Source organism: Sulfitobacter sp. HGT1 (genome assembly GCF_013282155.1).
GTDB lineage: Bacteria > Pseudomonadota > Alphaproteobacteria > Rhodobacterales > Rhodobacteraceae > Sulfitobacter.
This window is the reverse complement of record NZ_BLWI01000013.1, coordinates 42636-69221: the sequence shown is the minus strand read 5'-3', so window position 1 is coordinate 69221 and position 26586 is coordinate 42636. Positions and strand designations below refer to the sequence as shown.

24 protein-coding genes and 1 pseudogene are annotated in these 26586 nt (G+C 56.1%); 16 read left to right on the top strand and 9 right to left on the bottom strand.

The annotated features are described in order from the left end of the window. The first annotated feature begins 27 nt into the window (after positions 1-27). Genes HGT1_RS15660 through HGT1_RS15635 form a run of 6 tightly spaced genes read left to right on the top strand, consistent with a single transcriptional unit; the run spans position 28 to position 6893 of the window. Positions 28-1239 carry a hypothetical protein gene (locus HGT1_RS15660; protein ID WP_176250891.1) on the top strand — a complete coding sequence of 404 codons (1212 nt, stop codon included), beginning with the start codon at positions 28-30 and terminating at the stop codon, positions 1237-1239. Next, entirely contained in the window at positions 1236-2837 is a 1602-nt protein-coding gene (locus HGT1_RS15655) for a CpaF family protein (protein WP_176250890.1), read from the top strand. The genes HGT1_RS15660 and HGT1_RS15655 overlap by 4 nt, the downstream gene beginning before the upstream one ends. Then, positions 2834-3772, top strand: coding sequence for a type II secretion system F family protein (locus HGT1_RS15650; RefSeq protein WP_176250889.1), 939 nt, complete (start codon positions 2834-2836; stop codon positions 3770-3772). Before HGT1_RS15655 ends, HGT1_RS15650 begins: the two co-directional genes overlap by 4 nt. Then, a complete protein-coding gene (locus tag HGT1_RS15645) occupies positions 3765-4736 on the top strand; it encodes a type II secretion system F family protein (protein WP_176250888.1) in 972 nt (323 codons plus the stop codon). Before HGT1_RS15650 ends, HGT1_RS15645 begins: the two co-directional genes overlap by 8 nt. A 5-nt stretch (positions 4737-4741) precedes the next feature. Then, positions 4742-5149, top strand: coding sequence for a TadE/TadG family type IV pilus assembly protein (locus HGT1_RS15640; protein WP_176250887.1), 408 nt, complete (start codon positions 4742-4744; stop codon positions 5147-5149). Then, positions 5139-6893, top strand: a complete 1755-nt coding sequence (locus tag HGT1_RS15635; RefSeq protein WP_176250886.1) for a pilus assembly protein TadG-related protein — start codon at positions 5139-5141, stop codon at positions 6891-6893. The genes HGT1_RS15640 and HGT1_RS15635 overlap by 11 nt, the downstream gene beginning before the upstream one ends. A 46-nt stretch (positions 6894-6939) precedes the next feature. On the opposite strand, the gene HGT1_RS15630 is transcribed toward HGT1_RS15635, so the two are convergent. After that, a complete protein-coding gene (locus HGT1_RS15630) occupies positions 6940-7509 on the bottom strand; it encodes a helix-turn-helix transcriptional regulator (protein WP_176250885.1) in 570 nt (189 codons plus the stop codon). Between the two features lie 309 nt (positions 7510-7818). Between HGT1_RS15630 and HGT1_RS15625 the strand changes: the two genes are divergently transcribed. Next, complete coding sequence (locus tag HGT1_RS15625; protein ID WP_176250884.1) at positions 7819-8664, top strand: fumarylacetoacetate hydrolase family protein; 846 nt, start codon at positions 7819-7821, stop codon at positions 8662-8664. 12 nt (positions 8665-8676) lie between these two features. On the opposite strand, the gene HGT1_RS15620 is transcribed toward HGT1_RS15625, so the two are convergent. The 6 genes and pseudogenes from HGT1_RS15620 to HGT1_RS15590 all read right to left on the bottom strand — a co-directional run bounded on the left by HGT1_RS15620 (position 8677) and on the right by HGT1_RS15590 (position 14665). Then, positions 8677-9939 (bottom strand): FAD-binding oxidoreductase, encoded by a 1263-nt coding sequence (locus tag HGT1_RS15620; RefSeq protein WP_176250883.1) that lies wholly within the window; start codon positions 9937-9939, stop codon positions 8677-8679. A gap of 371 nt (positions 9940-10310) precedes the next feature. After that, entirely contained in the window at positions 10311-10646 is a 336-nt protein-coding gene (locus HGT1_RS15615) for a carboxymuconolactone decarboxylase family protein (RefSeq protein ID WP_176250882.1), read from the bottom strand. Between the two features lie 117 nt (positions 10647-10763). Next, positions 10764-11330: pseudogene (locus HGT1_RS18365) on the bottom strand (SDR family NAD(P)-dependent oxidoreductase). 120 nt (positions 11331-11450) lie between these two features. Further along, positions 11451-12146 (bottom strand): YoaK family protein, encoded by a 696-nt coding sequence (locus HGT1_RS15600; protein WP_176250879.1) that lies wholly within the window; start codon positions 12144-12146, stop codon positions 11451-11453. A 49-nt stretch (positions 12147-12195) separates the two neighbouring features. Beyond that, entirely contained in the window at positions 12196-13860 is a 1665-nt protein-coding gene (locus tag HGT1_RS15595) for an NAD(P)/FAD-dependent oxidoreductase (RefSeq protein WP_255200229.1), read from the bottom strand. Beyond that, positions 13850-14665 carry a carbon-nitrogen hydrolase family protein gene (locus tag HGT1_RS15590; RefSeq protein WP_176250878.1) on the bottom strand — a complete coding sequence of 272 codons (816 nt, stop codon included), beginning with the start codon at positions 14663-14665 and terminating at the stop codon, positions 13850-13852. Before HGT1_RS15590 ends, HGT1_RS15595 begins: the two co-directional genes overlap by 11 nt. A 317-nt stretch (positions 14666-14982) precedes the next feature. On the opposite strand from HGT1_RS15590, the gene HGT1_RS18360 reads away from it, so the two are divergent. From HGT1_RS18360 to HGT1_RS15550, 8 genes are all read left to right on the top strand, one after another. Next, positions 14983-15741 carry an oxygenase MpaB family protein gene (locus HGT1_RS18360; RefSeq protein WP_255200228.1) on the top strand — a complete coding sequence of 253 codons (759 nt, stop codon included), beginning with the start codon at positions 14983-14985 and terminating at the stop codon, positions 15739-15741. Then, entirely contained in the window at positions 15638-16525 is an 888-nt protein-coding gene (locus tag HGT1_RS15580; protein ID WP_255200227.1) for a LysR family transcriptional regulator, read from the top strand. Before HGT1_RS18360 ends, HGT1_RS15580 begins: the two co-directional genes overlap by 104 nt. A 136-nt stretch (positions 16526-16661) precedes the next feature. After that, positions 16662-17822 carry an ABC transporter substrate-binding protein gene (locus HGT1_RS15575; RefSeq protein WP_176250876.1) on the top strand — a complete coding sequence of 387 codons (1161 nt, stop codon included), beginning with the start codon at positions 16662-16664 and terminating at the stop codon, positions 17820-17822. A 58-nt stretch (positions 17823-17880) separates the two neighbouring features. Beyond that, complete coding sequence (locus HGT1_RS15570) at positions 17881-18864, top strand: ABC transporter ATP-binding protein (protein ID WP_176250875.1); 984 nt, start codon at positions 17881-17883, stop codon at positions 18862-18864. Then, positions 18861-19784, top strand: a complete 924-nt coding sequence (locus tag HGT1_RS15565; RefSeq protein ID WP_176250874.1) for an ABC transporter permease — start codon at positions 18861-18863, stop codon at positions 19782-19784. Before HGT1_RS15570 ends, HGT1_RS15565 begins: the two co-directional genes overlap by 4 nt. Beyond that, positions 19774-20580 (top strand): ABC transporter permease, encoded by an 807-nt coding sequence (locus HGT1_RS15560; protein WP_176250873.1) that lies wholly within the window; start codon positions 19774-19776, stop codon positions 20578-20580. Before HGT1_RS15565 ends, HGT1_RS15560 begins: the two co-directional genes overlap by 11 nt. Positions 20581-20602: 22 nt before the next feature. Next, on the top strand, positions 20603-22027 hold the full coding sequence (locus HGT1_RS15555; protein ID WP_176250872.1) for a gamma-aminobutyraldehyde dehydrogenase: 1425 nt from the start codon (positions 20603-20605) through the stop codon (positions 22025-22027). 155 nt (positions 22028-22182) lie between these two features. Continuing rightward, complete coding sequence (locus HGT1_RS15550; RefSeq protein ID WP_176250871.1) at positions 22183-22512, top strand: DUF2322 family protein; 330 nt, start codon at positions 22183-22185, stop codon at positions 22510-22512. A 183-nt stretch (positions 22513-22695) separates the two neighbouring features. Here the strand turns inward: HGT1_RS15550 and HGT1_RS15545 are convergent, their stop codons facing one another. Continuing rightward, positions 22696-23286 carry an FAD-binding oxidoreductase gene (locus HGT1_RS15545; protein WP_255200226.1) on the bottom strand — a complete coding sequence of 197 codons (591 nt, stop codon included), beginning with the start codon at positions 23284-23286 and terminating at the stop codon, positions 22696-22698. Positions 23287-23411: 125 nt separating this feature from the next. On the opposite strand from HGT1_RS15545, the gene HGT1_RS15540 reads away from it, so the two are divergent. Further along, a complete protein-coding gene (locus HGT1_RS15540; protein WP_176250869.1) occupies positions 23412-25544 on the top strand; it encodes an LssY C-terminal domain-containing protein in 2133 nt (710 codons plus the stop codon). 95 nt (positions 25545-25639) lie between these two features. Here the strand turns inward: HGT1_RS15540 and HGT1_RS15535 are convergent, their stop codons facing one another. After that, positions 25640-26230, bottom strand: a complete 591-nt coding sequence (locus HGT1_RS15535) for a rhodanese-like domain-containing protein (protein ID WP_176250868.1) — start codon at positions 26228-26230, stop codon at positions 25640-25642. Positions 26231-26586: the final 356 nt, after the last annotated feature.

The following is a 26586-nucleotide window of genomic DNA, read 5'->3' as shown; positions in this document are numbered from 1 at the left end:
CCAATGCACCCAACAAGGATAAACCCCATGCCATTTGACGCTGTCACCAATCGCGATACCGCGCAACTTGTCGCCTATGTCTGCACGGACAAAGGTGCCGATGTCGCGCGTTCGGCGCTTGAGTTGAGCGGCAGTGAAAGCGCGGCGCTGCATGGCGGGGGATTATCGGGTGCTGCGCGGTTGTGTTCGGGCACGGCACAGGCCCAAATCGTTCTGACCGAGATCGGAAATATCCCGGTTGAAATGGCCTGTGAATGTGTCACCGAGATCGCCAGATCCGGCGCGTTGGTTGTGGTGATCGGGGCGCAGACGGACATCGGCACCTATCGCGCCTTGCTCAAGGCGGGGGCGGCTGAATACTTTAGCTTTCCTGTCAGCGCGCAGGAAATTCTGAGCGTGCAGCGCAATACACCCGAGCCATCAGTTGTTGTTGAACTTCCCCTGCCGGTGACCAAGGCACCTTCGGTCGCGATCACGGGCAGTAATGGCGGGGTCGGCGCTAGTATTCTGGCGCAAAACCTGGCCTATTATGCGGCGAACGCCAAAGGCCCGAACCTCCGGACCGCCCTGCTGGATGCCGATCTTCAATTCGGGTCCCAAGCCATTGATCTGGACCGTGACGAAACCGTTGGGCTGTTTGATGCGCTTCGGGCACCAGATCGTCTGGACAGCACATTCATGACAGCCACGATGGAGCATATTACGGATCAGCTGTCGCTGTATTCGCAGCAAATTCGTGCCGGTCAGGATGTTCAGGCTTACCGAAAAGGCCTGCCCTGGCTGTTTCCCCCCTTAAGGGAAGAATTTGACGCGTTGATAACCGATCTGCCGCGCACTGTTTTGATCCAAAGTGCCGATCTGACCCAACATCTGAGCGCGATTGTTCTGGTGATCCCCGCCGGATTTTCGGGTGTGAACGCGGCAAGTCGTTTGATCGGGCGGATCAACAGTCACGATCCTGACGTGAACATCCTGCCGGTGCTGTCAGAATTGCGCCATGACGCAGGATTGTCCAAAAAGGATATCGAAAAGACGATCGGGATTCCGATCGTGGCTACTTTGCCCCGGTGTGATGCCCCGATGGCAAAAGCCCAGCGGGCAGGGCACCCGTTGATCGAAATGCAGCCCCGAGGGGCCTATGCCAAGGGTGTTGCCACGATCTGGGATGCGGCTGTTGCGCCGCGCAAAAAGGATAGCGGGCACAGGTCCGGTTCTATTATTAGCAAGATTTTCAGATGAGTATCCATTCAACCGCCACCCATGACCCTGATGATTTATCATCGGTTCTTTTGATCGCCAGACAGATTGACGCCGAAGGTTTATCCACATCCGAACGCGCAAACGTGGCCGTGTCCTATGTGGTGGAGAACGCGCAGACAGCCTGGTCATTGACGCGCCAGCGCAAGGCACTGGCTGATGCGACGCGCGCATTGCAGGCGGAATTGGGTCAGGATACGCCGGTACCGGTTGCCAATGTCGTCGATTTCAAACCGCCCGAAGCGGTCAAACCGCGTGAAAAGACCGCCGCTGAACCTGTAAAAGAAACGGGTGACGTGATCGCCGAAACATCAAGTGACATGATGAATCTGGCCAATGAGGTTGTGCAGGCGCTGTCTGAAATCCTCGATTTTTCCGATCTTGTCGGCCAGCCCCGCGACGAGCAGGAAAAGCTGATCCATGGGTCGATACGCGCCCTGTCCGAAGATCGCAAAATGCATCTGAACGGGCGCGAAGTGTCGGCTTTGGTGACAGCAGTCCTGGCGGATATGCTGGGTCTTGGCCCGCTGGAGGCCTTGCTGGCGGACGAAAATATTACCGACATCATGGTGAACGGTCCCAAGCAGGTTTATGTCGAACGCAAAGGCAAGCTTGAGCTGACCGGCGTCCGGTTTCGCGACAACGCCCATGTGTTTGCCGTGGCCAGCCGGATCGTTGCAGCCGTGGGCCGGCGCATTGATGAAAGCCAGCCGATGGTCGATGCGCGCTTGAAAGACGGCAGCCGCGTGAACGTGGCGGTACCGCCTTTGGCTATTGATGGCCCGACCATCACCATTCGCAAGTTTCCCGCCCACCCTGTGACGCTGGACGCATTGGTTGACGGCGGCAGTCTGACTGCACAGATGGCCGCGTTTCTGGGGCTGGCTGCGTATCTGCGGCTCAACATTCTTGTTTCTGGTGGCACGGGGTCGGGCAAGACGACCCTTATGAACGCGATGTCGCAGTTTATTCCGGCGGGCGAACGGTTGGTGACCATCGAAGATGCCGCCGAATTGCGGTTTCAGCAGCCGCATGTCGTGCGTTTCGAAACGCGCCCACCCAATGTCGAAGGCACGGGCGAGGTGACGATGCGGACGCTGGTGCGCAATGCGCTGCGGATGCGCCCCGACCGGATCATCATCGGCGAAGTCCGGGGCGACGAAGTGCTGGATTTGTTGCAGGCGATGAACACCGGGCACGACGGGTCGATGAGCACGCTGCACGCCAATTCCCCGCGCGAAGCATTGACCCGTGTGGAAAGCATGGCGGCACTGGCAGGCTTTGCCCCCGGTGGCGGTGTGGTGCGCCGGCAATTGGCCGACGCGGTGCATCTGGTTGTTCAGGTGTCGCGGATGCGGGACGGCAAAAGGCGGGTGACGTCGATCTCTGAGATTGCTGGCCTTGAGGGTGATACGGTGACGCTGCAAGAATTGTTCACGTTTCAAGCCGACGCAAGCAGCACCCGTACCCATGTGAAGGGCGAATTTCTGTATTCCGGTTTCCGTCCGAAATTTGCGGTCAAAGCGGCTGACTACGGTGTCGCGGATGACCTTGATGGTATCTTGGGGCTGACGGCATGACATTGACCCTGATCGTGACCGCTGCGGCATTTCTCGTGTTTGCGGGTCTGGCGCTTGGCTTGCTTGTGCGCAGCGATCGCCAGCGCCGCCGGCATCTGGCGCGGCTAAAACGGGTGCGCCCCGATACGGCGGTGCAGCTTGAGAAACCTCAGCGGGGTGTCTTGGATAAGCATCGGAAATTCGGCTTGGTGGGCCGGATCGAACAAGAGCTGGCCAAGACCAGCTTGCGCAGCAGTGTGAACGAAATTTTCATACAGGTGTTCTTGGCGGCCATCGGTATTTACGGGCTGGGCGTCATTCTTGGTGGGCTTCATCCGTTAACGGCTTTGCCCTTGGCGATCTTGCTTCCTGTCGGGGGGGCTGTGCTGGTTTTGCGCATAGCAAGAAACCGGTACCGCGCGGCGTTTACCGCCGATTTGCCCGAAGCGCTGGATGTTTTCGCACGGGGGCTGCGGGCCGGGCGGCCGGTGTCGGATTCCCTGTCGATCGTTGTGGCCAATGCCAAAGGTCCGATCCAATATGAATTCTCGCGCTGTCATGATGAAATTACCATGGGTACGACTTTGCCCGACAGTCTGGCGCGTCTGGAATTGCGCATTCCGACGGCCGAAGTGTCGTTTTTTTCCGTCGCGACATCGCTGCAGGCGGAAACCGGCGGCAACCTGATCGAAACGATGGAGGGCCTTGCCAACCAGCTGCGCGAGCGCCGCAAACTGCGTAAAAAAGCGCGGGCTTTGTCGTCGGAAGCGCGGGCAAGTGCGCTGATCCTTGCGCTGTTGCCTTTCGCGGTGACCTTGGCGATTGCGGTGTTGAACGGCGCGTATCTGGAGCCGCTTTATGCGGATCCGCGCGGCCGGATGATTTCGCTGATCGCGCTTGGCAGCATAACTCTGGGCGTTTTCATCATGGCGCGGATGGGCAAGCTGGATGTCTGAGGGGGTGCTTCAACCGATATTCTGGCTGGCGCTTGGGGGGATTGTTCTGACTATGTTGGGCTGTGCCGCGCTGTTGCAGTTTGAACGGCAGCGCAACCTGATCGCCGCGCGCTTGATGCGGGCCAAAGGCACGGGACCTTCCCGTGCCACCCATGACAAAACACGGCAAAGCGGCAACCTGGCCCATGCTGGCAAACAGCTACGCCGGATTGTCGGCCTGATCGGAGAGCGCATGTCGGTCATATTGGGCGGTGAATCGCGCGATACGGCGGCTGAACTGTCATCGGCAGGGTTTCGCAGCCGTGACGCCTTGCTGATCTATGCGTTTTTGAAAACTGTCTTGCCACTGGCTGCGATGATCTTGGGGATGGCTTGGGTCTTTACCACCACGGAAATCGGTATGGACATGATGATACCGGTTGCGACGGTGATCGCTGCCGCCTTGGGTCTGTCAAAGGGCATCGACATGGTCGTCAGTCATCTGCGTTCGACGCGGCTTGCCCGTATCCGCCGTGGGTTTCCGGACATGCTGGAACTGTTGGTGATTTCATCCGAGGCAGGGCTTGGCCCGCAGCCCGCGATGCAAAGGGTGGCCGTCGAGCTGGCATCGACCAGTTCTGAACTCGCGCAGGAGATCCTGCAAATGGTGTCTGAAATGCGCATGACCAATGACCGGCGCGGCGCGTATCACAAGCTGAATATCCGTGTGCCCCTGCCCGAAATCGGCGTATTCACCCAGACGCTGGACCAGTCCGACACCTATGGCACGCCGTTTTCACGGGCCATGCGCACCTTGATCAACGAACAGCGCGCCAACCGGATGATGGCGCTAGAGGAAACGGCAGCGCGGTTGCCAGTGATTATGACGCTGCCGCTGATTTTCTGCATTATGCCGGCGGTTTTTGTCGTGCTGATCGGCCCCGCTGTGCTCAGCGTTTTTGACAATATCATTGCAGGAGGATGATCAAAATGACCCGTTTCTGGCGTGATCAATCCGGCGTTGTCGCGGTTGAATTTGTACTGATTGCCCCGCTGTTGTTCGCCCTGCTTTTGGGCGTCATTTCGATTGGCTATTTCATGGGGATCACCCATTCGGTGCACCAGCTTGCGGCAAGTGCGGCGCGCGCATCCGTGACCGGGCTGGATCAGGAAGAACGTGCAAGCCTTGCAAACACCTATCTGTCGCAAGCGGGCAGCCATTATCCCTTGCTGCAACAAACAGCGATGACGCCCAAGCTCACTTTTGACGGTACCAGCCCCGCAGGGATCACGGTCGAGGTGACCTATTCCGTCGAAGGTAGCCTGCTGGATTTGGCCAACGGGTTTCTGCATCTGGGGATCAGCGACATCAAGGGGAGCGCGTATCTTGCCTATTGATCCGCTGACAGATTTTGCCAAGGCCCAAGACGGCGCCGTTGCGATCATCGTGTCGCTGATGTTGACGGTGTTGATCGGTTTTGTCGCTTTGGGCGTCGATGTGGCATCGCTGTATCGGGATCGCGCCCATTTGCAGGCGGTCGTTGATCTGACAGCCGTTAGCGCGATGGGCAACCGCGATGACGCCCATGTGCGGGCGCAACACGCCGTGGCGCGCAATGCAGGTGCTGCCGACGCGATCAAGACCTTCGAGACCGGGCGGTATTTGCGAAATCCGGCGATTGCGCCGCAAGACCGCTTTGCCCCGCTGCCCGAAGGAGACGCGGCGGTGAACGCCGTGCGTGTTGTGTTGAAAGATGCCGGTGCCCTGCATTTCGCGCGTATTTTCAGCGAGGCAGACCACGTCATGCTGAACCGCACGGCGCTCGCCACACGCACTGCCGCGGCCAGCTTTGCCTTGGACAGCCATGTTTTGCGCCTGAATGCTGCTGCCCTGAACGATACCTTGAAAAATGAATATGGCACCTCGGCCGAGATCAATGCGGGTGACATCGCGGTGCTGGCCGATACATCCATCAACCTTGGATCGCTGCTGGAAACCTTGGGCAATCTGGCCGGTGTCGATACACGCAATCCGGCAGACATCCTGAATGCCACCACCTCGACCGCTGATCTGATTGCCGCGCTTCAGACAGTGTTGCCCGCAGGTCTGGCCAGCGGGTTGAACGGTTTGGCGGGGTCCGTCAACGGCGTGCGTTTCTCTGTGGCGTCTCTGATCGGTGGCATTGATACGGAACTGGGCCTGACCGTCACCGATTTTCTATCCGGCACCGATATTGCAGCGATTGATGTGATCTATTCCCTTGCGGATGGTGCGCCTGCACGTCTGGACGCCGATATAAATGTTCCGGGGGTTTTGGCGGTCGACTCCAGCATGATCGGCAATGAACCCGCTGCGCAATCCGAGTGGTACGGGTTTGGTGAGGAGGGCGCGCAATTGCGACGCACGGCCATGCGTCTGAAAACCGTCGTTGTCGCAGAACCTGATCTGCTGCCGAACCTTGGCGCTGGCGTGCAGGTGACCAAAATCAGGTTGCCGCTCTATACCGAATTGGCAGGGGCGGTGGCGTCACTGGAAAAGATCGGCTGCGGTGGTGGCGCGTCGGATGTCGCTGCGCGGTTTTCTACCGATGCGACCCCGCTACACGCTGACAACGGCACATCCATCGCAGCACTTTACCTAGGGGAGTTGTCCGGTGCCGCGGGGCTGGTGAACCCGGCTGATCTGGCCTTTGCGGATTTGTTGGAGGTGACGATCGTGGTTGATCTGCCAATCCTGCCCGACATCGTGATCCCCGGTGTGATCATTCAGGCGCGGTCGCATGTCGGGCTTGGGTCATCAAATAGCGATCAGGTTACGTTCACCCGTGGCGATATTCGCGAGGGCGTCACGCGCAAAAGCTTTGGGTCGGCAAACCTGCTGTCTGCGGGGGTGACCAGCCTGCTGTCGACCGACACAACCGAATTCCGGCTGAAACCGGGCCAGGAAGGGCTGATAACAGGTTTGGCCGAACCCATTCTATCGGGTTTGCTAAACGCGTTGCCCGGGGCGTTATTGGCGGAAATGGTCGGCCCGCTGGATGCGATACTGGACGCAACGCTTGCGGCGGCCGGGCTGGAACTGGGGGCTGGTGAACTCACCCTTATCGGGCATTATTGCGAACCCATCCGCCTTGCGCGGTAATCTGGCCGGTCGAAGGATGTGTCGGCATAGGGTTGAAAAGAACCGGTTACGAAGCGGCGGTTTCAGCAGCAGAAGTTTTGTTTCGACCGGCAAGGGGCAGCCTGTCTTTGGTCTTGATCCGCTTCTTAAAATGCTCCGGCTCATTGGCAACCGCGACGACTTCGTCCGTGACAAAGGCGATCAGCTGGTATCGGGAATCCAGCCCTGATTTGTTGTAAATCCGGCTAAGTTGCGATTTTACAGTCGCAATTGCACAGCCGCGCATTTCGGCGATTTCGCTGTTGGAAAAGCCTTTGGCGACGAAAATGGCGACATCCGCTTCGGACTGCGACAGGCCCCATTCCGGGGCATAACTTAGAATGACGGTTTCTTTGGCGGCGGTTTTTCCTGCGCCGGGCGTCAGTTTGCCCTTGCGCTGACGTTCCAGATAGGCCCGCAATTGCGTAAAACTGACATAGGCCACAGCCGCCGTAAGCGCGAAGAAAACAGCGAATAATGCGGCCACTGTCGCAAAGTCGAAGGTTGTCCCGGAAAGAGCAAATTTATACACCACAAAGGTCTTTAGCGCTGCAACCGCAGTCACCAAGAGCACCGCAATCATCCAAATCTTCGTCATCCACCTGCTCCTAACGACGTTTATCCTTCGCAAAATCCATGAAAATGAGGCAATTTTCAGGCCTTATGAATTTATATGCATTTTCATAAATATGCGTGGTCAGTTGGTACCGCGCATCACCAGCGTTTATCAACGCTATATGCACTAAGTGTCACAACGTAAACTTGAGTGGCGTCAAATTTTCCTGTTCCGGCAAGCAATTGCGCGTTTTTCGGGCATCATGGTTTGAACGCGCTGGACGGCCCCAATGATTTCAGGAACATTGCCAAAAGCACCGCGTGACAGAGCGCAACAATTTGGGGGAACGATATGAAATTGGTAAGATATGGCGAAACAGGCGCGGAGAAACCGGGCCTGATGGATGGCGATACCCTGCGGGATTTGTCGGGCGTCATACCGGATATCACAGGCGCTGTTCTTGATGATGCGACCCTTGATAAGCTGCGCGCCATTGATCCGGCATCGCTTCCAAAGGTGGAGGGTGCGCCACGGTTGGGACCCTGCGTCGGCAACATCGGCAAGTTTTTGTGCATTGGCCTGAATTATTCGGATCACGCCGCCGAAACCGGTGCCGATATCCCTAAACATCCGATTTTGTTTTTCAAAGCCAACTCTGCCATCGTTGGGCCAAATGATGATGTGATCATGCCTCGCGGCTCAACCCACACAGATTGGGAAGTCGAACTGGGTGTCGTGATTGGCAAGAAGGCGAAATACGTCTCGAAAGAGGACGCGCTGGAGTATGTCGCCGGCTATTGCGTGATCAATGACGTCAGCGAGCGGTTTTTCCAGACCCAGCTGACCGGGCAATGGACCAAGGGCAAAAGCTGCGACACCTTTGGCCCGACCGGCCCGTGGCTGGTAACCCGAGACGAGGTGCCGAACCCCCAAGCGCTTGATATGTCATTGGATGTAAACGGAAAACGTATGCAGACAGGCAACACCAGCACCATGATTTTCTCGGTGGCCGAGATTATCGAACACCTTAGCGGATTGATGACCCTGCACCCCGGCGATGTTATCACCACCGGCACCCCGCCCGGCGTTGGCATGGGCATGAAGCCGGAACCGGTTTACCTGAAAAAAGGTGACGTGATGGAACTGTCGATCCAGGGTCTGGGCAAACAGCGCCAGAATGTGGGCGAAGACGCCTGAACACCTGGCAGTCTAATCCTGTCGACCAAACCGCTGGGGGGCAAAGTTGCTGATGTCGCATTGGGGCACCTGCCCCCTTGCCAGTTCGGTGACAATCTTGCCGGTCACACCCCCCAGCGTCAGGCCGATATGTTGGTGCCCAAAGGCAAGGATGACACGGCTTGAGGCGCTTGATGGCCCGATCACCGGAAGCGCATCCGGCATGGTCGGGCGATGGCCCAGCCATGTGTCGTCGGGGTTGCCAAGCTGGCCGAACATTTCGTGCGATTTGCGTTGCAGATAGGCGATGCTTTTCGCGTTGGGTGCCGCGTCGATGTTGTTGATCTCAACTGTTCCTGCAATGCGCAGCCCATGCGCCATGGGCGTTGCATAAAACCCTGCCTCGGCCCATCCAACGGGGCGCGAAACCTGGCCACCGTGATTACGGTACAGGATATGATAGCCGCGCTCCGTACCCAAGGGCAGGTTTTCAGCGCCGGTGCCCTTGATCTGGCCCGATCTCGCACCGGCTGTCACCGCCAGATGGCCCGCGCGGATTTCCGTGCCATCCCCCGTGTAGGCCGTGACGCCTGTGTCATCCGGTTGGCACCGGACAACACCCTGCGGCAGGTATTTCCCGCCAAGCGCCTCAAAGCGTTTTTGCATCCGGGCCACCAGTTCTTGGGGGTCGGTGACGTGCCGCGCGCCTTTGAAATTCAGCCCACGGTGAATTGGAATCTGCAAATTCGGCTCCAGCTGGCGTACTTCATCTGGCGACAGCTCATCAAATTCAACGCCTTGCGCGCGTCGCATTGCGTTACTGTCCTCCGCGCTTTCATAGCCGGAACGACTGGACCACACATAAAGGCAATCATTGCTGACGATCAGATCTTCGGCCTTTGCTTCGGCAATCAGGGGGTCAAGCCCGCCATCCGCACAGGTCAGGAGTTGCCCGAGCGCCTGAGTGATGTGGCGCACATTGGCCGCGCGACAATTGTTCAGGAATGACAGCATCCAGCGCGGGTTCTTCAGCCCGTGCCAAAGGTTGAAGCTAAGCGGGCTTTCGCGGCTCGTCAGCAGATGCGGCAGCGAGGTAAAGATCGACGGGTTGTTGACCGGGATGCAGGCATAGGTCGCGATGGTACAGGCAGAGCCATAGGTCGTGCCTGACCCCGGTGGGTTGGGGTCGCAGATCAGGACGTTCAGCCCCTCCTTTTGCGCCCAAAGTGCCGTGGACATGCCAATGATACCAGCGCCGACGACGATCAGATCATAGTCATTCTGTGGCACGGACATATTGGTCGCCTCATTCATGCATGCGGACGCTAGTTTTGCGGAGCATGCGGGATTTCGGCGACATGAGCAATCGGCACAACAACAATCGCCAGATGCTGCCCGACGCAAGGCGCATAAACCCGCAGGTGGTCAGTGCAAACACGCATGGGTCGCCCGCACCGCTCGGGTTTATCGCCCACTCTAAGGCCCCCCATAACGGGGTTCTATGACGAATCTACTGAAAGTCGGGACCACACATAGATCATCATGGCAAGGTGGGTGATCTCAGGGGGCGTTATTGAAGTGTTGAAGGGGGCTGCGTTTTTTCATTCCGCGGCGCTATTTTTTCGCGCTGCCCACCTCAAAGGTTTTCTTTTGACTGTGCCAAAAACTCAGCCTGCCAACTCATCGTAGCATTCAAGCGCTTTTGCTGCATACATCATGGCCGGACCGCCACCCATCTGGATCGACATTGCCAGCACGTCACCAAGTTCCTCGCGTGTGGCACCCGCCTTGACCAATGCTTCGACATGCAACGAGATACATGGCTCGCACCGGATGCCAATGGAAATACCCAGTGCCACGAATTCCTTGGTCTTGAAATCCAGCGCACCGCTTTTCTTCACGGTTTTGCCCATTGCGTTGAATGCAAGGGTTGTATCTGGGATCGCGCCATTCAAATTGCGCAACCCGTTGCGGGTTTCGCCGAGTTTATCTTTCCAAGTCATTGATTATTCTCACTAAGGTAAAATCTGTGGCCTTGCTATCTGGTATTCTCAAAGTGCTCTTTGATCCAAGTCAAAAAAAGGACTTAGCTTGCAACAGCCACGCGTGCCTTTGCGGCCCTATGTCTGAACTTTATACTCCTGAATGGTGTTTCCACCATCAACCACAATCAGTTGTCCGCTGACATAGCTGGCCTCTTCACTTGCCAGAAAGACAGCAACATGACCAACTTCGTCAGGCTTTCCCGAGCGTCCAACAGGTGTGTATTTTCCAGCAACTATTTCAAGCGGGCTGCTGGAATCCGTTTCGATCCAACCAGGTCCGATACAGTTTACAGTTACGTTATGCGGGCCAGCCTCAATCGCAAGTACACGCGTTAATCCCAGCAACCCAGCCTTGGCTGCTGCGTAGACCCCGCTTCCCGCAATGCCAGCCACCGGTCCCGTTACCGAAGACATCTACACGATCCGCCCATAGTTTCGCGCCACCATGCCGGGCAGAACGGCGCGGGTCACTAAAAAGGCACTGCTGAGATTGATATCAAGGCCGTAATACCAATCGGCATCACTGGTGTCCTTCAACGGGGCGGATGGTTCATCACGACCCACTTGTACCATACCTGCATTGTTCACCACGATATCGATTGGGCCTGGATTTTTACGGCGCTCGGCTTGTGGTAACTGCATCGGGGCACAATATTTCCTGCTGCGGCGCGTTTGACTGAGGCCGGATTACGGCCGTTCGCTGCGGCTGCCCCAACGGCCCCTTTCGACAGCCTTCCAAAAACGGTGGTTATTGCTAGGCGCTCAGGAACTGTGAGCTCTAAGGGCTTCCGGCACTGCTATGATCAGCAAAAGAATTGCGGCGATTATAAAAAGCCAGCTCCCGACAATCTGAAACAACAGCGCACCGCTGAAACCGCCGAAGGCAAAACAGGCGAGGGTCAAACTGTGTAGCCGGAGCTTTGGCGCGGCCTCTTGCCGCGATTTTTCACCCCCGACCAACGCTGCCAGCTCTATTCCAATGTCAGTGGCCATTCCCGACACATGGGTAGTGCGGACCCGCGCCCGCGAAATCATCGTGGTCACAGCGTTTTGAAGACCCATGACAAAGCTGAGGACAATGACCAGAAATGTCTCGTGTTCTGTGGTCGATGACATTGTAAGGGCGGCACCAACCAGCAGAAGAAGGATGGCCTCGGCGGCGATTGCCAAAGCGTAGACCGAGCGGAGCTGTCGACGTTCGCCGGCTTGAATAGCAAGGGCCCCCATGCCTGCCCCCCAGATAAAGGCAACGACCAGCCCCAAGAAGGAAAACGCAACCGGGATCGCGCCATTCGCGATGTGGTCAGCAAATGCAGAGATATTTCCTGTCATGTTTGCCGTGAACGATCCGGCGATAAGGAAACCGACGGCGTTCAGCGCACCGGCAACCGAAGAAAGTAGGCCCGCCAGAACCAGATCAATATTTGAGGTGCGGGCATCGCCTACTTTGATGAGCATCATGCTTCCTAATAATTAGGTCTTGAGGGATGGCCCAGACCCAGTTTCCTTAGTCAGGCAGTTCCACGGGGCCAAACTCTGCATAGCGTTCGCCCGGGCCGGGATTGGTTTTTGGGCTTTGACCACCAAAGTGGTTCATAACGCCCCAAACCGCGTTCAAACCGGTCTGCACGGCCCCTTCGACCCACGCCGGCGTCCAGCTGATGCCATCGCCAGCCAGGAAAATCCCGCGTTGTTCTGGGGGCATCTCGGCTTGCATGAAGTGCGAATACATGCGGTGATTATAGCGGTAGTGCCCTGGCAGTGCGCCTTTGAAGGCCCCTAGGAAATTCGGGTCATCTTCCCAGCTTACGGTGATGGGTTCACCCAGGATGTGGCTGGCGATATCGACGTCCGGATAAATTTTGGCCAAGGTAGACAGTGCGAGCGAGACCCGCTTTTCGATTGGCAGAGGCAGCATTTTCAATGCGTCCGTCATCCAAGAATAGGATAGGCAAATCACCGACGGTTTGTCAGGACCATTGTCAAAGAAATATGTGCCGCGCGTCATCCTGTCGGTGAGCGTCATGGACATGACATCGCGTCCGGTATGGGGGTGTTTGTCTTTCCAGAAGGGGCGGTCGACCATCACGAATGTTTTGGAGGATTGCATGTAGCGGGTCCGATCCAACGCCATCCAAAGCGATTGGTCAAAGATTTGTTCATCCGTGTCGATCGCAGTGGTCAAAAGATGGGTCTGGCATGTGACAATAACTGAACCAAATGTGTCTTCGCGCCCCCATTGATCAACCAGATTGAACGCCCCATCCGCCTGTCGCGAAATCCGCACGACACCGGATCGCGGTGCTCCGCTATTGAGCTGCGAAAGGGTTGTCCCCTCTGGCCAGTGTTGCAGTTTCTCCGGAGCATGGGTCCAGAGCTTGCGCGGCATTTGCTGCACGCCGCCAACCATAAAGCGCTGATCATCGTCCAGTTCGCAAACATTGACCCGCAAAATTTCAAGCATGGTGTTGGAAAAATCAGAATCCCAACCGCCGGTCCCAAAACCAACCTGCCCGAAAATTTCACGATGCCGGAATTCCAGTTTTTGAAAGGAGCTGGAGGAGGCGATGAAATCATAGAATGATTTTTCGTCCCAGGCACGGACGATTGGATTCCATATCTCTTTAATGCGTTTTGCGTCTCTTGCCCGGATGGCCGCCTTGAGATCACTAAACTGCGCACCTTCCTCCAGTGCCTGATCATAGGCCTGTGCAACATCGCGGAAAACACTCGGAAGGTCGCTCGCCGTTTCGGCGTAATACGTCTCGCCTAGCAGGTCGATCACCGTCGAGCCTGCTGCCTTTGTCAGTGGATTGGGGAACGGCTGGCTCTCGATGCCGAGCTTTTCGATATAGTGATAGAACCCTGCAGAGGAGACAGGAAAGCGCATGCCTCCCAGTTCCGCGATAACCCCTTCGGCACCTGCAAATTCCCGCGAGCGTAATCGCCCTCCAAATTCACCAATCTCATAGAAAACCGGCTTGAGCCCCATCTTCATTAACTCATATCCGGCAATAAGCCCAGCAGCACCCGCACCGATAATGGCGACGGTCGTGCCATGTCGGCCCTGCGGAACCGTGCCCAGCCCATCTGGATGGGTGATCCAGTCGTCGTAGGCAAAGGTGAAGTCGGGGCCAAAGTTGGTATGGGGGGCCATCGGTTTACTGCTCATTTTCTGACGTTTCTTTCACGCGGAGTTGGTAGAGGTTCGCTTGGATATCGGCCAGATGGGTCGCCGTTTGGCGAAGGCTGGCCAACTCCTGCTTTGAGACATCCCCATAGAGGATTGCCGCCTCGGTCCCTGCACGCGCAATATCCTCGCCATCCGGGCCACACAGGCAGGATTGACCACAATAGTCAAAGGGCGGTTCGCTGCCGATATAATTGGCGTATGCGACGTATACGGTGTTTTCCTGTGCTCTGGCCGGGACGAGCCGCGTTGCTACGCTGTCATAGGGTTTCATATTTGCTGTCGGGACAAGGATCAGATCCGCCCCGCCTATCGCCAGATGACGCGCCACTTCGGGAAATTCGATATCATAGCAAATCGTCAGGGCGATGGTCCAACCTTTGTAGGGAAACGGGCGGCAAAGCTGATCTCCGGATGCAAATTGGGTTTTATCAACGTCACCATATAGGTGCGTCTTGCGGTAATGTGCGCTTGGCTTGCCAGACGGTTCTATAAATACCGCCGTGTTAAATATCGCGTCGCCGCTGCGTTCGGCAAAGCCGGTCACCAGCGCGATGCCGTGCTGTCGCGCGATTTCCCCTGCATCCTGCATCATGCCCCCGGTGAGGGGTTCCGCGCAGAGCCTAATTTTGTCGATCCCTATGTTATAGCCAGTCAGGAACATCTCTGGTGTAATCAAGATGTCGGCACCCTGCGCGGCCGCTGCCTTGGCGGCAGATTCCAACTCGATCAAGGCTTCGCGGCTGCCATTGGCAACCGGTGGGATTTGCAAAAGGGCGATACGCATTGTGGTTTCCGTGTTTGGAGGTCGAGCCCGACAAGGCTGAGTTTACAATGAGACCTAACCGGGACTTATAAGCCCCGGTCCCGGATAGGAAAAGCGTCAATCCTGGCGCAAGTTGTGTTTGTATGCGTCGGGATTGGCAGCCTTTTGAAAGCCGGGTTTGCTACAAGATACACGAACGACCCCTTTCTTGTAGCGGCAACCACAGCGCTCCGAGCGTCGGGCGACGTCCGCTCTGGGCCGCTAGAGCTTTGGATTTGGAGTATCAAGGGATATGGCAAAGTTTGATCAAAGCGTCGTTCTCGACATCGGATAAATTCATGACGAACACCACTACATCAAGCCAGACAACGCGTAGCACCGCGGCGGCGAGAACGATTGCAGCGCTACACTCCGATGAATGCTTTGAGGAGATCGCGCGCGCCCTCGAATTCGCGCTTTTTCGCACCTATGCAGCCCCATCAATTTCGGGACTATTGGCAAAGACGGGTGAGTCCGAATTTCGACCGCGCAAACGCTATGACGACACCGAGCTCATTCTTGCGGAAACAATTGAGCATGGGTTGGTCAGGTCCGAAGGGCAAAGATCAATTGCGCGTATGAATGCGATGCACGGCCGGTTCCGGATCAATAATTCCGACATGCTTTATGTGTTTTCCACCTTTTTTTGCGAACCGATCCGCTGGTTCGAACGCTTCGGGCGCAGACTGATGACCGACACCGAACAACGCGCGTTGTTCTTGTACTATTGCGGGCTTGGGGAGCGGATGGGCATCCAGAATATCCACTCACAGCTTGATGATATGATGACTTGGAACGAGGAATGGTGCAGGTCCGATGGGATCATTATACTTTCCCATGGGCTGTGGCTTCCATTCGGTCAAGTAGTCTGGGACAGTGAGCTTCGCCTTCTGAGATCGGTTTCCATCGACACAACAACTGCGGGTACTTTACGTGGCATTTACTATACGACAGTTGAACTATTTTGTTGCTGTTGCAGAGCATGGGTCGGTCAGCGCTGCGGCGCAATCGCTTTCAATTTCACAAAGTGCCGTGACAGAAGCGGTGAAGGATCTTGAAGCGGATTTGGGCGTGCAGTTGTTCGTCCGGCATTCGCGTGGTTTGCGGATCACCCATCGGGGCCACCAATTTTTGCGCCATGCGTCAACTATTTTGTCGGATGTTGCCAGCGCACGTCAGGCTTTCGCAGGAGAGGCGCAAGAGACGCAAGGCAAGCTGCATCTGGGTATGACGTCGCTGGTCGCGGGCTATGTCATTTCAGATTTCCTTGCTCAATACCGCCGCGCCAATCCCGAAGTCGAAATCAACGCAATAGAAGAGTCGAGTGAGTATCTTGAGCATTTGCTAATCGGTGGCGAGCTTGATGTTGCGGTGATGATGACGTCGCGGGTAACAGAGCGACATGCCCTTCATACCGAAGCACTGGATGTATCGCCTTACCGGTTGTGGATGCCGATGGGCCATCGGTTGGCAGCGCAAAACAGTATCAGCCTGTCGGACCTAAAAGACGAGCCGCTGATTATGCTGAACATCGATGAGATGGAGCAAGAAACTGTAAAGCTACTGTCGGTTTTTGGTACCCGTCCAAGGGTTGCGTTTCGCACCCGATCGGTCGAGGCAGTAAGATCGCTTGTTGCGACGGGGGCAGGCGTCGCGCTGCTTCCCGACCTAGTGTACCGACCATGGTCCTTGGAAGGCGACCGCATCGAAGCGCGTGATGTTTCAGGCGCTTTGCCTGTCGTCCAAGTGGGGCTGGCTTGGCGCAGAGGGTCCACTCTTTCCAAGGCTGCGCGGGAATTTATTGACGTTGCACAGTCGCATAATAGGATAAGTGGTAGTTAACGCTGGGCCTCCCTCCTGATATCGGAAAAACCGATAGTGTGTTTCTGATAATTGAATTTGTGACCGGTGAACCCATGCGCCATCCTGCGCGGAATAAGGTCCAAAATGGACAGCACACCAACATTGGGAATCACTTATGAAGAACGCTTTGAAATCCAGCGTCGCCATCCTGCTGGGACTTACTTTTGCCAGCCAGACGCTTGCACAAACAATGGTTACAGAGCTTGGCCAAGGCGAAGGCCAAGTCAACATCGTCGCATGGCCAGGCTACCTTGAGCGTGGTGAAACATCGCCAGATTTTGACTGGATCACCAGTTTCGAAGAAGCAACCAGCTGCAAGGTGAACGTTAAGACCGCCAATACCAGCGACGAAATGGTTGCGCTGATGAATGAGGGCGGTTTTGACCTTGTTACGGCCTCTGGGGATGCGTCATTGCGGATGGTCGCGGGTAAACGCGTTCAGCCGATCAACATCGATTTGATCCCAAGCTGGTCTACTGTCGATGATCGTCTGAAAGAGGCACCCTGGCATTTTGTTGAGGGCACCCACTTTGGCGTACCCTATATGTGGGGCCCAAACGTTTTGATGTATTCGACCGAGGTTTTCCCAGAGGCACCCACAAGCTGGAATATTGTATTCGAGCCAATGAACTTGCCTGACGGCGCGCCAAACGAGGGCCGCGTACAGGCCTATGACGGGCCGATCCATATCGCGGATGCTGCAAACTATCTGATGTTCCACAAGCCCGAACTTGGCATCATTTCGCCCTATGAGCTGAATGAAGAGCAATACACGGCGGCACTTGAGCTGTTGCGCGGTCAGCGCAAATTGGTTGGCCGCTACTGGCACGATGCATTTATCCAGATTGATGACTTCAAGAACGAAGGTATGGCTGCGTCGGGCACATGGCCGTTTCAGGTTGGCTTGCTGCAAGGCGATGGCGCACCGGTCGCCTCGACAATTCCGCAAGAGGGCGCAACAGGCTGGGCCGATAGCACTATGATGCACGTCGATGCCGAGAACCCGAACTGTAGCTACATGTGGATGGAACACACGCTGGCCTCAAACTTGCAGTCTGATCTTTCTGTATGGTTCGGTGCCAACCCTGCTGTACCCGCCGCCTGTACAGATGGCCGCGGCATGCAAACGGCTGAAGGCTGTACCAAAAACGGTCTTGATGACTTTGAACGGATCAAGTTCTGGACGACGCCAGTATCGTCCTGCGAGAGCCAAGAAAGCTGCGTGCCCTACTATCGTTGGGTGTCCGACTACATCGGCGTAATCGGCGGCCGCTAAATCTAAAGTCTTTCCGCCCGCTACTGGCAACGGTGGCGGGCAACTTACTGGAAAAAAAATGAATTCTGCTATCCGATTTTCAGGCGTTTCGCGTCACTATGGCGCTGTAAAAGCGGTTGATGATGTGAACCTCGACATCGCCGAAGGCGAATTTTTTGCCATGTTGGGTCCGTCAGGTTCTGGCAAAACCACAAGCCTACGTTTGATCGCAGGGTTCGAGCGCCCAACGGCTGGAGAAATCCACATCTATGGCGAAGAGGCGCAGAGCATCCCGCCCTACAAGCGCCCTGTGAATACAGTGTTTCAGGATTATGCGCTGTTTCCCCATCTCAATGTTCGCGACAACGTCGCGTATGGCTTGATGGTGGCTGGTGTTGGCAAAAAACAGCGTGCCAAGTCGGCGGATGAAACGCTCGAAATGGTTGCGCTTGGCGCGTACGGAGACCGCAAACCCTCGGAACTTTCTGGCGGGCAACGCCAGCGTGTTGCGCTGGCACGGGCGCTGGTGAACAAGCCTAAGGCCCTGTTGTTGGACGAACCATTGGGCGCGCTTGATCTAAAATTGCGCGAGCAGATGCAGGAGGAGTTGAAGAGCCTTCAGCGTAGCCTTGGGATCACGTTTATCTTTGTCACCCACGACCAAAGCGAAGCATTGTCGATGGCCGACCGTGTCGCCGTGTTCAACAACGGACGCATCGTGCAGATTGGCACACCCGAGGACATCTATTACCGTCCGCAGCAACCTTTTGTCGCTGATTTCGTCGGCTCATCGAATGTGCTGCCACCAGAGTTTGTCGCAAAACTGACTGGCAAAACTGCGCATGGATCCCTAAGGCCCGAAGCAGTGCACTTGTCCGAGACAGGCCATGCCGCGCAGATCAAAAGCGTTAGCTTTCTCGGCACGGCGACAAGGGTTTCGATGACTATTCAAGGTGTTGCTATGACGATGCTTGTGCCCAAGGGGGCTGTGATCCCCAAGGCGGGGGACACGGCAACCGTATCATGGGCAGATGATGACCTGCATTTGATGGCCGTCCAATGAGTAGGCACACAAACGCCGCCGTCAGTCTGTCAGACTTGCTATGGCGCAGACCCAACCTGTTGCTTTTGATATTGATCCTGCCACCGGCGTTGTGGTTGGGCATCATTTACCTAGGGTCACTTTTTGCGCTTTTGGCGCAAAGCTTTTTCTCAATCGACGAGTTTTCCGGCGTCATACAATATGAGCTGACCTTGAAAACCTATGGCGAACTATTCCGCCCGGCCAATTTCGACATCATCGTGCGAACTGTCGTCATGGCGGGTGCCGTCACAATAGGGGCCGCAGTTGTCGGGTTTCCAGTGGCTTATTACGCAGCGAGATACGCGCGGGGCAAGTGGAAGGCGATCTTCTATCTTGGTGTTATGATGCCGCTTTGGTCCAGCTATCTGGTCAAGGTTTACTCATGGAAACTGATCCTTGCCAAAGAGGGCATTCTGAATTGGCTGTTTGAAACCCTGCATCTTGGATGGCTGCTGAATGCCTATCTTGCTATCCCGATCATTGGCGGAAATTCACTGTCGGTGAGTTCAACAGGCACGTTTCTCGTGTTCCTTTACGTCTGGATTCCCTTCATGATCTTACCGATCCAAGCATCGCTGGAACGGGTGCCGCATACGATGCTGGAGGCCTCGGGCGATCTTGGGGCACGGCCCTACCAAACCTTTCTCCATGTCTTGCTGCCATTGGCCTTGCCGGGCGTCATTGCGGGGTCGATCTTTACGTTCTCGCTGACACTGGGCGATTACATCATTCCACAAATCGTTGGTTCGTCGCGGCGATTTATCGGGCAGGCCGTTTATGCGTATCAGGGTACGGCAGGGAACATCCCGCTGGCCGCCGCCTTTGCTGTCGTACCGATCGTTTTGATGGCATTTTACCTTTGGATCGCGAAACGCAAAGGAGCTTTTGATGCACTCTGATCGCGCGCCAATGGGTCTGAAAGTTGCGGCGGGTCTTGGCCTTGCGTTTATGCACCTGCCAATTTTGCTCATCTTTGTCTACGCCTTCACCACCGAAGACAAATCCTACCAGTGGCCGCCCCCCGGCTTTACGTTGAAATGGTTCGCCGTAACCTGGGGCCGGACAGACGTCTGGGAGGCAATGAGCCTATCCCTCAAGGTCGCAAGTATTTCGACCGTGATCGCGCTGTTTCTTGGCACATTATGCGCGGCGGCTGTAAGCCGGACCAAGTTTTTCGGTCGCGAGGCGATTTCGCTATTGGTGATCCTGCCGATTGCCTTGCCGGGTATCATCACGGGGATTTCGCTGCGGTCTGCGTTCAATCTGGCCGAGATTCCGTTTAGCTTTTGGACCATCGTCTTAGGCCACGCCACTTTTTGTGTTGTGGTGGTGTACAACAATGCGGTTGCCCGGTTCCGGCGCGTTTCAGGCAGCTTGGTCGAGGCATCTATGGATCTTGGTGCGAACAGCTTTCAAACTTTCCGCTATGTAATCCTGCCCAATATTTCGACGGCTCTTTTAGCGGGCGGTATGCTGGCTTTCGCCTTGTCCTTTGACGAAGTAATCGTGACGACCTTTACCGCCGGGCAACAACAAACCCTGCCTATCTGGATGTTGGAAGAACTTGTCCGGCCGCGAGAACGCCCCGTGACAAATGTGGTCGCGATGGTCGTGGTGATTGTCACATTCTTGCCGATCCTCGGCGCCTATTACCTGACACGCGGTACAGACACCGTTGCCGGTCAGGGCAAATAACAAACTCAGGGAGAGAGTAACCATGGACACCAGTATGTTGATCGGCGGCTCGTTTGAGGCCGGTACAGAAATCCACGAAAACGTACTTAACCCGCGGACAGGCGAAGTCATTTTGACCCTGCCCGAAGCAAGTGTGGCGCAGATCGAGCGTGCAGTAGCTGCCGCAAGATCCGCGTTCAACGGGTGGTCACGTACCACCCCGTCTGAGCGGGCCTCAAAGTTGCTGGCCATCGCCGATGCGGTAGAGGCAAACCTTGAAAAACTGGCACAACTTGAAGCGCTAAATTGCGGCAAGCCGATCAATGAAGTTCGCAACGAAGAAGTGCCGGCTGTGGCAGATTGCTTCCGCTACTTTGCAGGGGCCGTGCGCAACATGCATACATCAGCGGCAGGCGAATACATGGCAGGGCACACGTCGATGGTGCGTCGTGATCCGATCGGCGTGGTGGCATCGATCGCGCCGTGGAACTATCCTATGATGATGATGGCGTGGAAATTGGCACCCGCATTGGCAGGGGGCAACACGGTGGTGTTAAAGCCTTCTGAACAGACACCACTGACAGCGATGGCGCTGGCAAAGATCATGGCTGACATACTGCCAGAAGGGGTCGTCAACGTCGTTGTGGGGCAGGGCGCAAGCGTGGGCAACGCCCTGATCAGCCACCCAGATGTTGATATGGTTTCGATCACCGGCGATGTGGCAACGGGCAAAAAGGTTCTGCAAGCGGCGTCAAAAACCGTAAAGCGCACCCATCTGGAATTGGGTGGCAAGGCCCCAGTAATCGTCTTTGACGATGCAGATCTGGGTCGGGTGGTGGAGGGCCTTAAGGCGTTTGGCTACTATAATGCCGGCCAGGATTGCACAGCGGCTTGCCGTATTTACGCAGGGCCAAAGATCTACGAAAAGCTGGTGGCCGAACTGTCATCCGCGGTGTCCAGCATCGTCTATGATAATGTCGACGATACACTTAACGAAATCCCGCCGCTGATCTCGATGCGCCAGCGCGACCGTGTTGCGAGCTTCGTGGAACGCACCCGCGAGCACAAGCATATGGAGATCACGACAGGCGGCGCGCTGCATGAAGGACCGGGTTTCTATTATCAACCGACAGTAGTTGCGGGCGCGTTGCAGACCGATGAAATTGTCGAACGCGAGGTATTTGGCCCCGTGGTTTCCGTGACACGCTTCACGGATGTTGATCAGGCGGTCAACTGGGCAAACGATAGCGTTTACGGTCTTGCCTCCTCCATTTGGACCCAAGATGTGGGCCGCGCAATGGATGTGTCTGCCCGCATGCGCTACGGTTGTACATGGGTGAACACGCATTTCATGTTGGTAAATGAAATGCCCCATGGCGGGTTAAAGCAGTCGGGGTACGGCAAGGACATGTCTATGTATGCCCTGGAGGATTATACTGCCGTGCGTCACGTGATGATCGCGCATTAGCGTTGTGCCACGAATTGAGCCGACTGGTGATATGCATATAGGCGAGTGTGAGGCGTCAAAGCAGGTTTGGTCTTGGTCCAGCTTAGACTGACTGCAAACTGGTCGAATTACTGGGACCACCTCTCCCAGCAAAACTTTCCCAAAAGGATTTGGCGATGATCCAACCAACTGCTTCGTTCAAGAACAATCTGCAACTTCTGCCGTCAATCGAGGGCCTTGCCCGTATTGACCTTATCGACCCGACTGGGATCATTGCTGCGTCTATCGAAAACCAACCCGGCAAGCAGGGTTCACTCTCCGTTTATCAGTATCTGGAACAGAGTTTCGGGGCCCTGAATGCAGAAGCCGCCAAACATGGTCTTGCGGTTTTTGCCGAGCACACAGAAGATGCAAGGAACCGTCCGGGCGCGCACCCGAACATCGACCGCTTGCTGGAGATCGTCGATGGTGCTGATCCTTTGAACATACGGCTTTTTGAAGCTTAAGAAGACACGTCAGGGTCGCAATAGGTTGCTAGCCCTTGTTCATGGGGATCAGAGGGTGGGCTTCACAGTTACATCGGCAGCATTATTCATGCGGTCATCGTCCGGATGCCGCGAGAGCTAGCGCTTGAGCGATGATACCGAAGGGCGAACATAGTGACGCTAGACGCCTGAACACCTGGCAGTCTAACCCTGTCGACCAAACCGCTGGGGGGCAAAGTTGCTGATGTCGCATTGGGGCACCTGCCCCCTTGCCAGTTCGGTGACAATCTTGCCGGTCACACCCTCCAGCGTCAGGCCGATATGTTGGTGCCCAAAGGCAAGGATGACACGGCTTGAGGCGCTTGATGGCCCGATCACCGGAAGCGCATCCGGCATGGTCGGGCGATGGCCCAGCCATGTGTCGTCGGGGTTGCCAAGCGGGCCGAACATTTCGTGCGATTTGCGTTGCAGATAGGCGATGCTTTTCGCGTTGGGTGCCGCGTCGATGTTGTTGATCTCGACTGTTCCTGCAATGCGCAGCCCATGCGCCATTGGCGTCGCATAAAACCCCGCCTCGGCCCATCCAACAGGGCGCGAAATCTGGCCACCGTGATTGCGGTACAGGATATGATAACCGCGCTCCGTGCCCAGAGGCAGGGTTTCAGCGCCGGTGCCCTTGATCTGGCCCGATCTCGCACCGGCTGTCACCGCCAGATGGCCCGCGCGGATTTCCGTGCCATCCCCCGTGTAGGCCGTGACGCCTGTGTCATCCGGTTGGCATCTGACAACAGCCATCGCCAGATGCTTCCCGACGCAAGGCGCACAAACCCGCATGTGGTCAGTGCAAACACGGGGGCTTTCCATTAAGCTGGCTTGCGATGCTACAGCGGTTTTCAGGCTAGGGTATGATGCAGGCGTATATGAACGATATTTTGCCTTCGATCCCGTCGTTGGGTCTTTGGGGCTACTGGTTGATCGGTCTGTTTGCCTTTGGCGAAGCCATGGTTTTGACCAGCGTCTTTGCCCCCGGCACTGTGGTCGTTGTTCTTGGCGGCGCGCTCGTTGCCCGTGGCATCTATGATTTCGGGGATATGATCTGGTTTGTGGCTATTGGCACAATACTGGGGGCCGAGATCAGTTTCAGGATTGGGGTCAAAGGTGCCAGCCTTTTTCAAGAGGGCAGGCGGGTATTCTCACCTGCACATCTGGAGCGCGGAAAACGTTTCTTTGAGAAATACGGGGCGCCCAGCATCATTCTGGGCCATTTTTTTGGCCCGCTGCGGCCGATCATTCCCGTGGTGGCGGGGTTGTCGGGGATGTCCCGACGCCGGTTTCTTTTATGGAACGTGATCGGGGGCTTTACCTACGCCGTTGCGCTGATCAGTGTCGGGTATTTCTTTGGCACGGCGACGGGCCTGTTCAGCGCCACGATGACGCGGGCCGGGCTGTTTGCCATCGCGGTTCTGCTGCTCTTGGCGGTTCTGTGGTTCGCTGTGGTCAAACTGCGCAAAGCCTTGCCGTTCTTCATTTCTGTTTTGCGTTCTGTCGCTTCGGCGATCAAGAATAACCCCGATGTCCGCGCCCTGATAGAGCGCCATCCGATCCTTTTCAGATTCCTGTCAGAGCGCGTGTCGAGAGAGTCTTTCGCGGGTTTGCCTGTCACCATTCTGGCATCTGCGTTTGTATATTTTCTGTTTCTTTATGCCAGTTCGACGCTGGATTTCGTCATGCAAAGCCAGATTGTTGCGTTGGATATCCGTGTCGCCAACCTGCTGGCTGCCTTTCGTGACCCAGCTTTGGTGCGGTTTTTCACGGTGTTTACCGCCCTTGGAAGCTGGAAGGTCATCGCGTTACTGGCGATCAGTGTTTCCGCCGTGCTGTTATTGCATCGGCGGCAGCACTATCTGCCCGGCCTTTGGCTGGCATTGATCGGCAATCAGTTAACGGTAACTTTGCTCAAGAACATCTTTGCGCGCCCGCGCCCCGAGATGGCGGTATTCGCCGAAAGCAGTTATTCCTTCCCCAGTGGTCACAGTGCTGCCAGCGTCGCGTTCTTTGGGTTCGTGTTCTTCATTCTCATCCGAGAGCGCGTGAGCCCGATTGTCGTTTCGTTTCTTGTTGGTTCTACGTTGATTTTGCTGATCGGGCTCAGCCGGGTCTATTTGGTTGAACACTACCTGAGCGATGTTTTGAACGGGTATCTTGTAGGGAGTCTCTGGGCGCTGCTGGGGATCTGGCTGGCGGAGTGGCTACAGACCAGAAGAGATATAAACATGCGGCCTGCGGTTGTGCTGTGGCGCAAGATCGTCTCCATCGCTGTGGTTTTCAGCGCTGTCATAGCCGTTATAATGGTCGTGAAAGACCACCAGCAAACCCGCAACTTGCGATCCGTTCCGGCGATCATGCAGCTGGATGTGCCACTTGAAACAGCCTTTGCGACAGGACAGTTGCCCACCCATTCCGAAAACATTCTGGGCCAGCCGCAGGAACCGGTCAGTCTGGTTGTTCAGGCTGAGAATGGTGCGGACTTTGTCAAAGTCTTTGGCAAGGCCGGGTGGCGCATCGCAGACCGACCGGGAATTGATACCATGTCACGTGCAGCATTCGCGGCCTGGTTCAGCAAAGAGTATGACACGGCCCCGATCACGCCCGCATTCTGGAACGGCCGACCGAACGATTTTGGGTTTCAAATCGGGACAGAGGAAGAAAGCCTGAGAATACGCCACCACGCCCGGTTCTGGCGCACAGATTTTCGCACCCAAGATGGTTTGCTGATCTTTGTCGGTACGGCCAGTTTTGATGACGGGCTGAAATGGGGACTGACGCACCGCATCGACCCGAACATCGATGCAGAGCGTGATTTACTTGTGACCGACCTTCAAAAAACGGGGCTGGTCAGGTCAGAACAACCGATCCAACTTGTTGCACCGATCCTTGGGCAAAACCTGACAGGTGATCCGTTTTTCACAGATGGAAAGGCTATCGTGTTTCAACTGGTGCCGGGCCAGAACGCTACCCCTGTCCAACCTGCGCTAGTGAAACCATCGCGCTGACATCCCAAACCACGGTAGGACTTACACTTGGCAGCGGTGCAGCGCGTGGACTGGTTGACATCGCGGTGCTTGAAGCGCCCGATCACATCGGGCCGCTATTCGCCACCAATTACGGTCAAGCCAAGCAGACGCCAGGTTTGCATGCCTCCGCGATAATAGAAAATGCGGTTTGCCGGGTAGCCAGCCTTGATCATATTGCGGATCGCCGCGGGCGACTGGCCGCACCAGACCCCGTTGCAAAACAGCGCTACGGGCTTTGCCGCCGCACAGTCCCAGCCGTCAAAATCCGGCTCGCAGCCCAACTGTGCAAGCTCATCCACGACATAGGTATAAGGAATGTTTATCGCGCCGGGTATCGTGCCGCCCTCGAACCAGTCACGCGTGCGGCTGTCCACCACCACGGCGTCGGGGTCCTTGAGCATCTCGATCAGTTCCAGTTCGCCGATCGTGGTGACTCCTTCCGCAGGGCTGTGCGGTTGAATGCAAAAATTCGGGCAGGGGCGGGATGTCAGCGCCCATTCACCGCTCAATTGGTTTTCGGTGTCCTGGATCCGGTCGATCTCCACCATCCCGTTCGCCGTCGGCACGGTGACCGAAGGCATGTCCTTGGTGATACCCACTTCATTTCCCGCCATCGCCGCCCCGGCGATCAATGTCAGGGTGATTGTCCATGCGAGATTTTTCATGATTTGGTCCTCCAGAGTTCATCGGCGGTCTGTGGTTAAGCTTAGCCCCTTGTATGGCGCTCCGTCATCAAAATTTACCCGATCTTAAGGTGGCCCACCGTCATGAAGGAGGTCTTCGTCGTCCTGCGCGTCGGCGTAAAAGTTGAAGACCTCGCATAGATACGACACCCAGGAACGACCACACAGCGCGATCGGAAACAAGTCACCGGACATGCTCGTAAAATCAGAAGGTGATACCAGCCGACCAGTCTGACTGCAGGATGTGACATTGATCAATTGACACAGCGCTTCAGAGTTTAGTTTCGGATCAACAACGTTTTCGACGTTGGATACAAAAACGAGCATCGTGAGCGGAT

Coding starts and splice junctions, on each gene's coding strand:
- HGT1_RS15535 (WP_176250868.1), bottom strand. CDS start 26,230: ATGAAAAATCTCGCATGGACAATCACCCTGACATTGATCGCCGGGGCG.
- HGT1_RS15625 (WP_176250884.1), top strand. CDS start 7,819: ATGAAATTGGTAAGATATGGCGAAACAGGCGCGGAGAAACCGGGCCTG.
- HGT1_RS15565 (WP_176250874.1), top strand. CDS start 18,861: ATGAGTAGGCACACAAACGCCGCCGTCAGTCTGTCAGACTTGCTATGG.
- HGT1_RS15575 (WP_176250876.1), top strand. CDS start 16,662: ATGAAGAACGCTTTGAAATCCAGCGTCGCCATCCTGCTGGGACTTACT.
- HGT1_RS15640 (WP_176250887.1), top strand. CDS start 4,742: ATGACCCGTTTCTGGCGTGATCAATCCGGCGTTGTCGCGGTTGAATTT.
- HGT1_RS15550 (WP_176250871.1), top strand. CDS start 22,183: ATGATCCAACCAACTGCTTCGTTCAAGAACAATCTGCAACTTCTGCCG.
- HGT1_RS15600 (WP_176250879.1), bottom strand. CDS start 12,146: ATGCTCATCAAAGTAGGCGATGCCCGCACCTCAAATATTGATCTGGTT.
- HGT1_RS15590 (WP_176250878.1), bottom strand. CDS start 14,665: ATGCGTATCGCCCTTTTGCAAATCCCACCGGTTGCCAATGGCAGCCGC.
- HGT1_RS18360 (WP_255200228.1), top strand. CDS start 14,983: ATGACGAACACCACTACATCAAGCCAGACAACGCGTAGCACCGCGGCG.
- HGT1_RS15645 (WP_176250888.1), top strand. CDS start 3,765: ATGTCTGAGGGGGTGCTTCAACCGATATTCTGGCTGGCGCTTGGGGGG.
- HGT1_RS15595 (WP_255200229.1), bottom strand. CDS start 13,860: ATGAGCAGTAAACCGATGGCCCCCCATACCAACTTTGGCCCCGACTTC.
- HGT1_RS15655 (WP_176250890.1), top strand. CDS start 1,236: ATGAGTATCCATTCAACCGCCACCCATGACCCTGATGATTTATCATCG.
- HGT1_RS15615 (WP_176250882.1), bottom strand. CDS start 10,646: ATGACTTGGAAAGATAAACTCGGCGAAACCCGCAACGGGTTGCGCAAT.
- HGT1_RS15630 (WP_176250885.1), bottom strand. CDS start 7,509: ATGACGAAGATTTGGATGATTGCGGTGCTCTTGGTGACTGCGGTTGCA.
- HGT1_RS15555 (WP_176250872.1), top strand. CDS start 20,603: ATGGACACCAGTATGTTGATCGGCGGCTCGTTTGAGGCCGGTACAGAA.
- HGT1_RS15570 (WP_176250875.1), top strand. CDS start 17,881: ATGAATTCTGCTATCCGATTTTCAGGCGTTTCGCGTCACTATGGCGCT.
- HGT1_RS15560 (WP_176250873.1), top strand. CDS start 19,774: ATGCACTCTGATCGCGCGCCAATGGGTCTGAAAGTTGCGGCGGGTCTT.
- HGT1_RS15540 (WP_176250869.1), top strand. CDS start 23,412: ATGAACGATATTTTGCCTTCGATCCCGTCGTTGGGTCTTTGGGGCTAC.
- HGT1_RS15660 (WP_176250891.1), top strand. CDS start 28: ATGCCATTTGACGCTGTCACCAATCGCGATACCGCGCAACTTGTCGCC.
- HGT1_RS15620 (WP_176250883.1), bottom strand. CDS start 9,939: ATGTCCGTGCCACAGAATGACTATGATCTGATCGTCGTCGGCGCTGGT.
- HGT1_RS15650 (WP_176250889.1), top strand. CDS start 2,834: ATGACATTGACCCTGATCGTGACCGCTGCGGCATTTCTCGTGTTTGCG.
- HGT1_RS15545 (WP_255200226.1), bottom strand. CDS start 23,286: ATGGCTGTTGTCAGATGCCAACCGGATGACACAGGCGTCACGGCCTAC.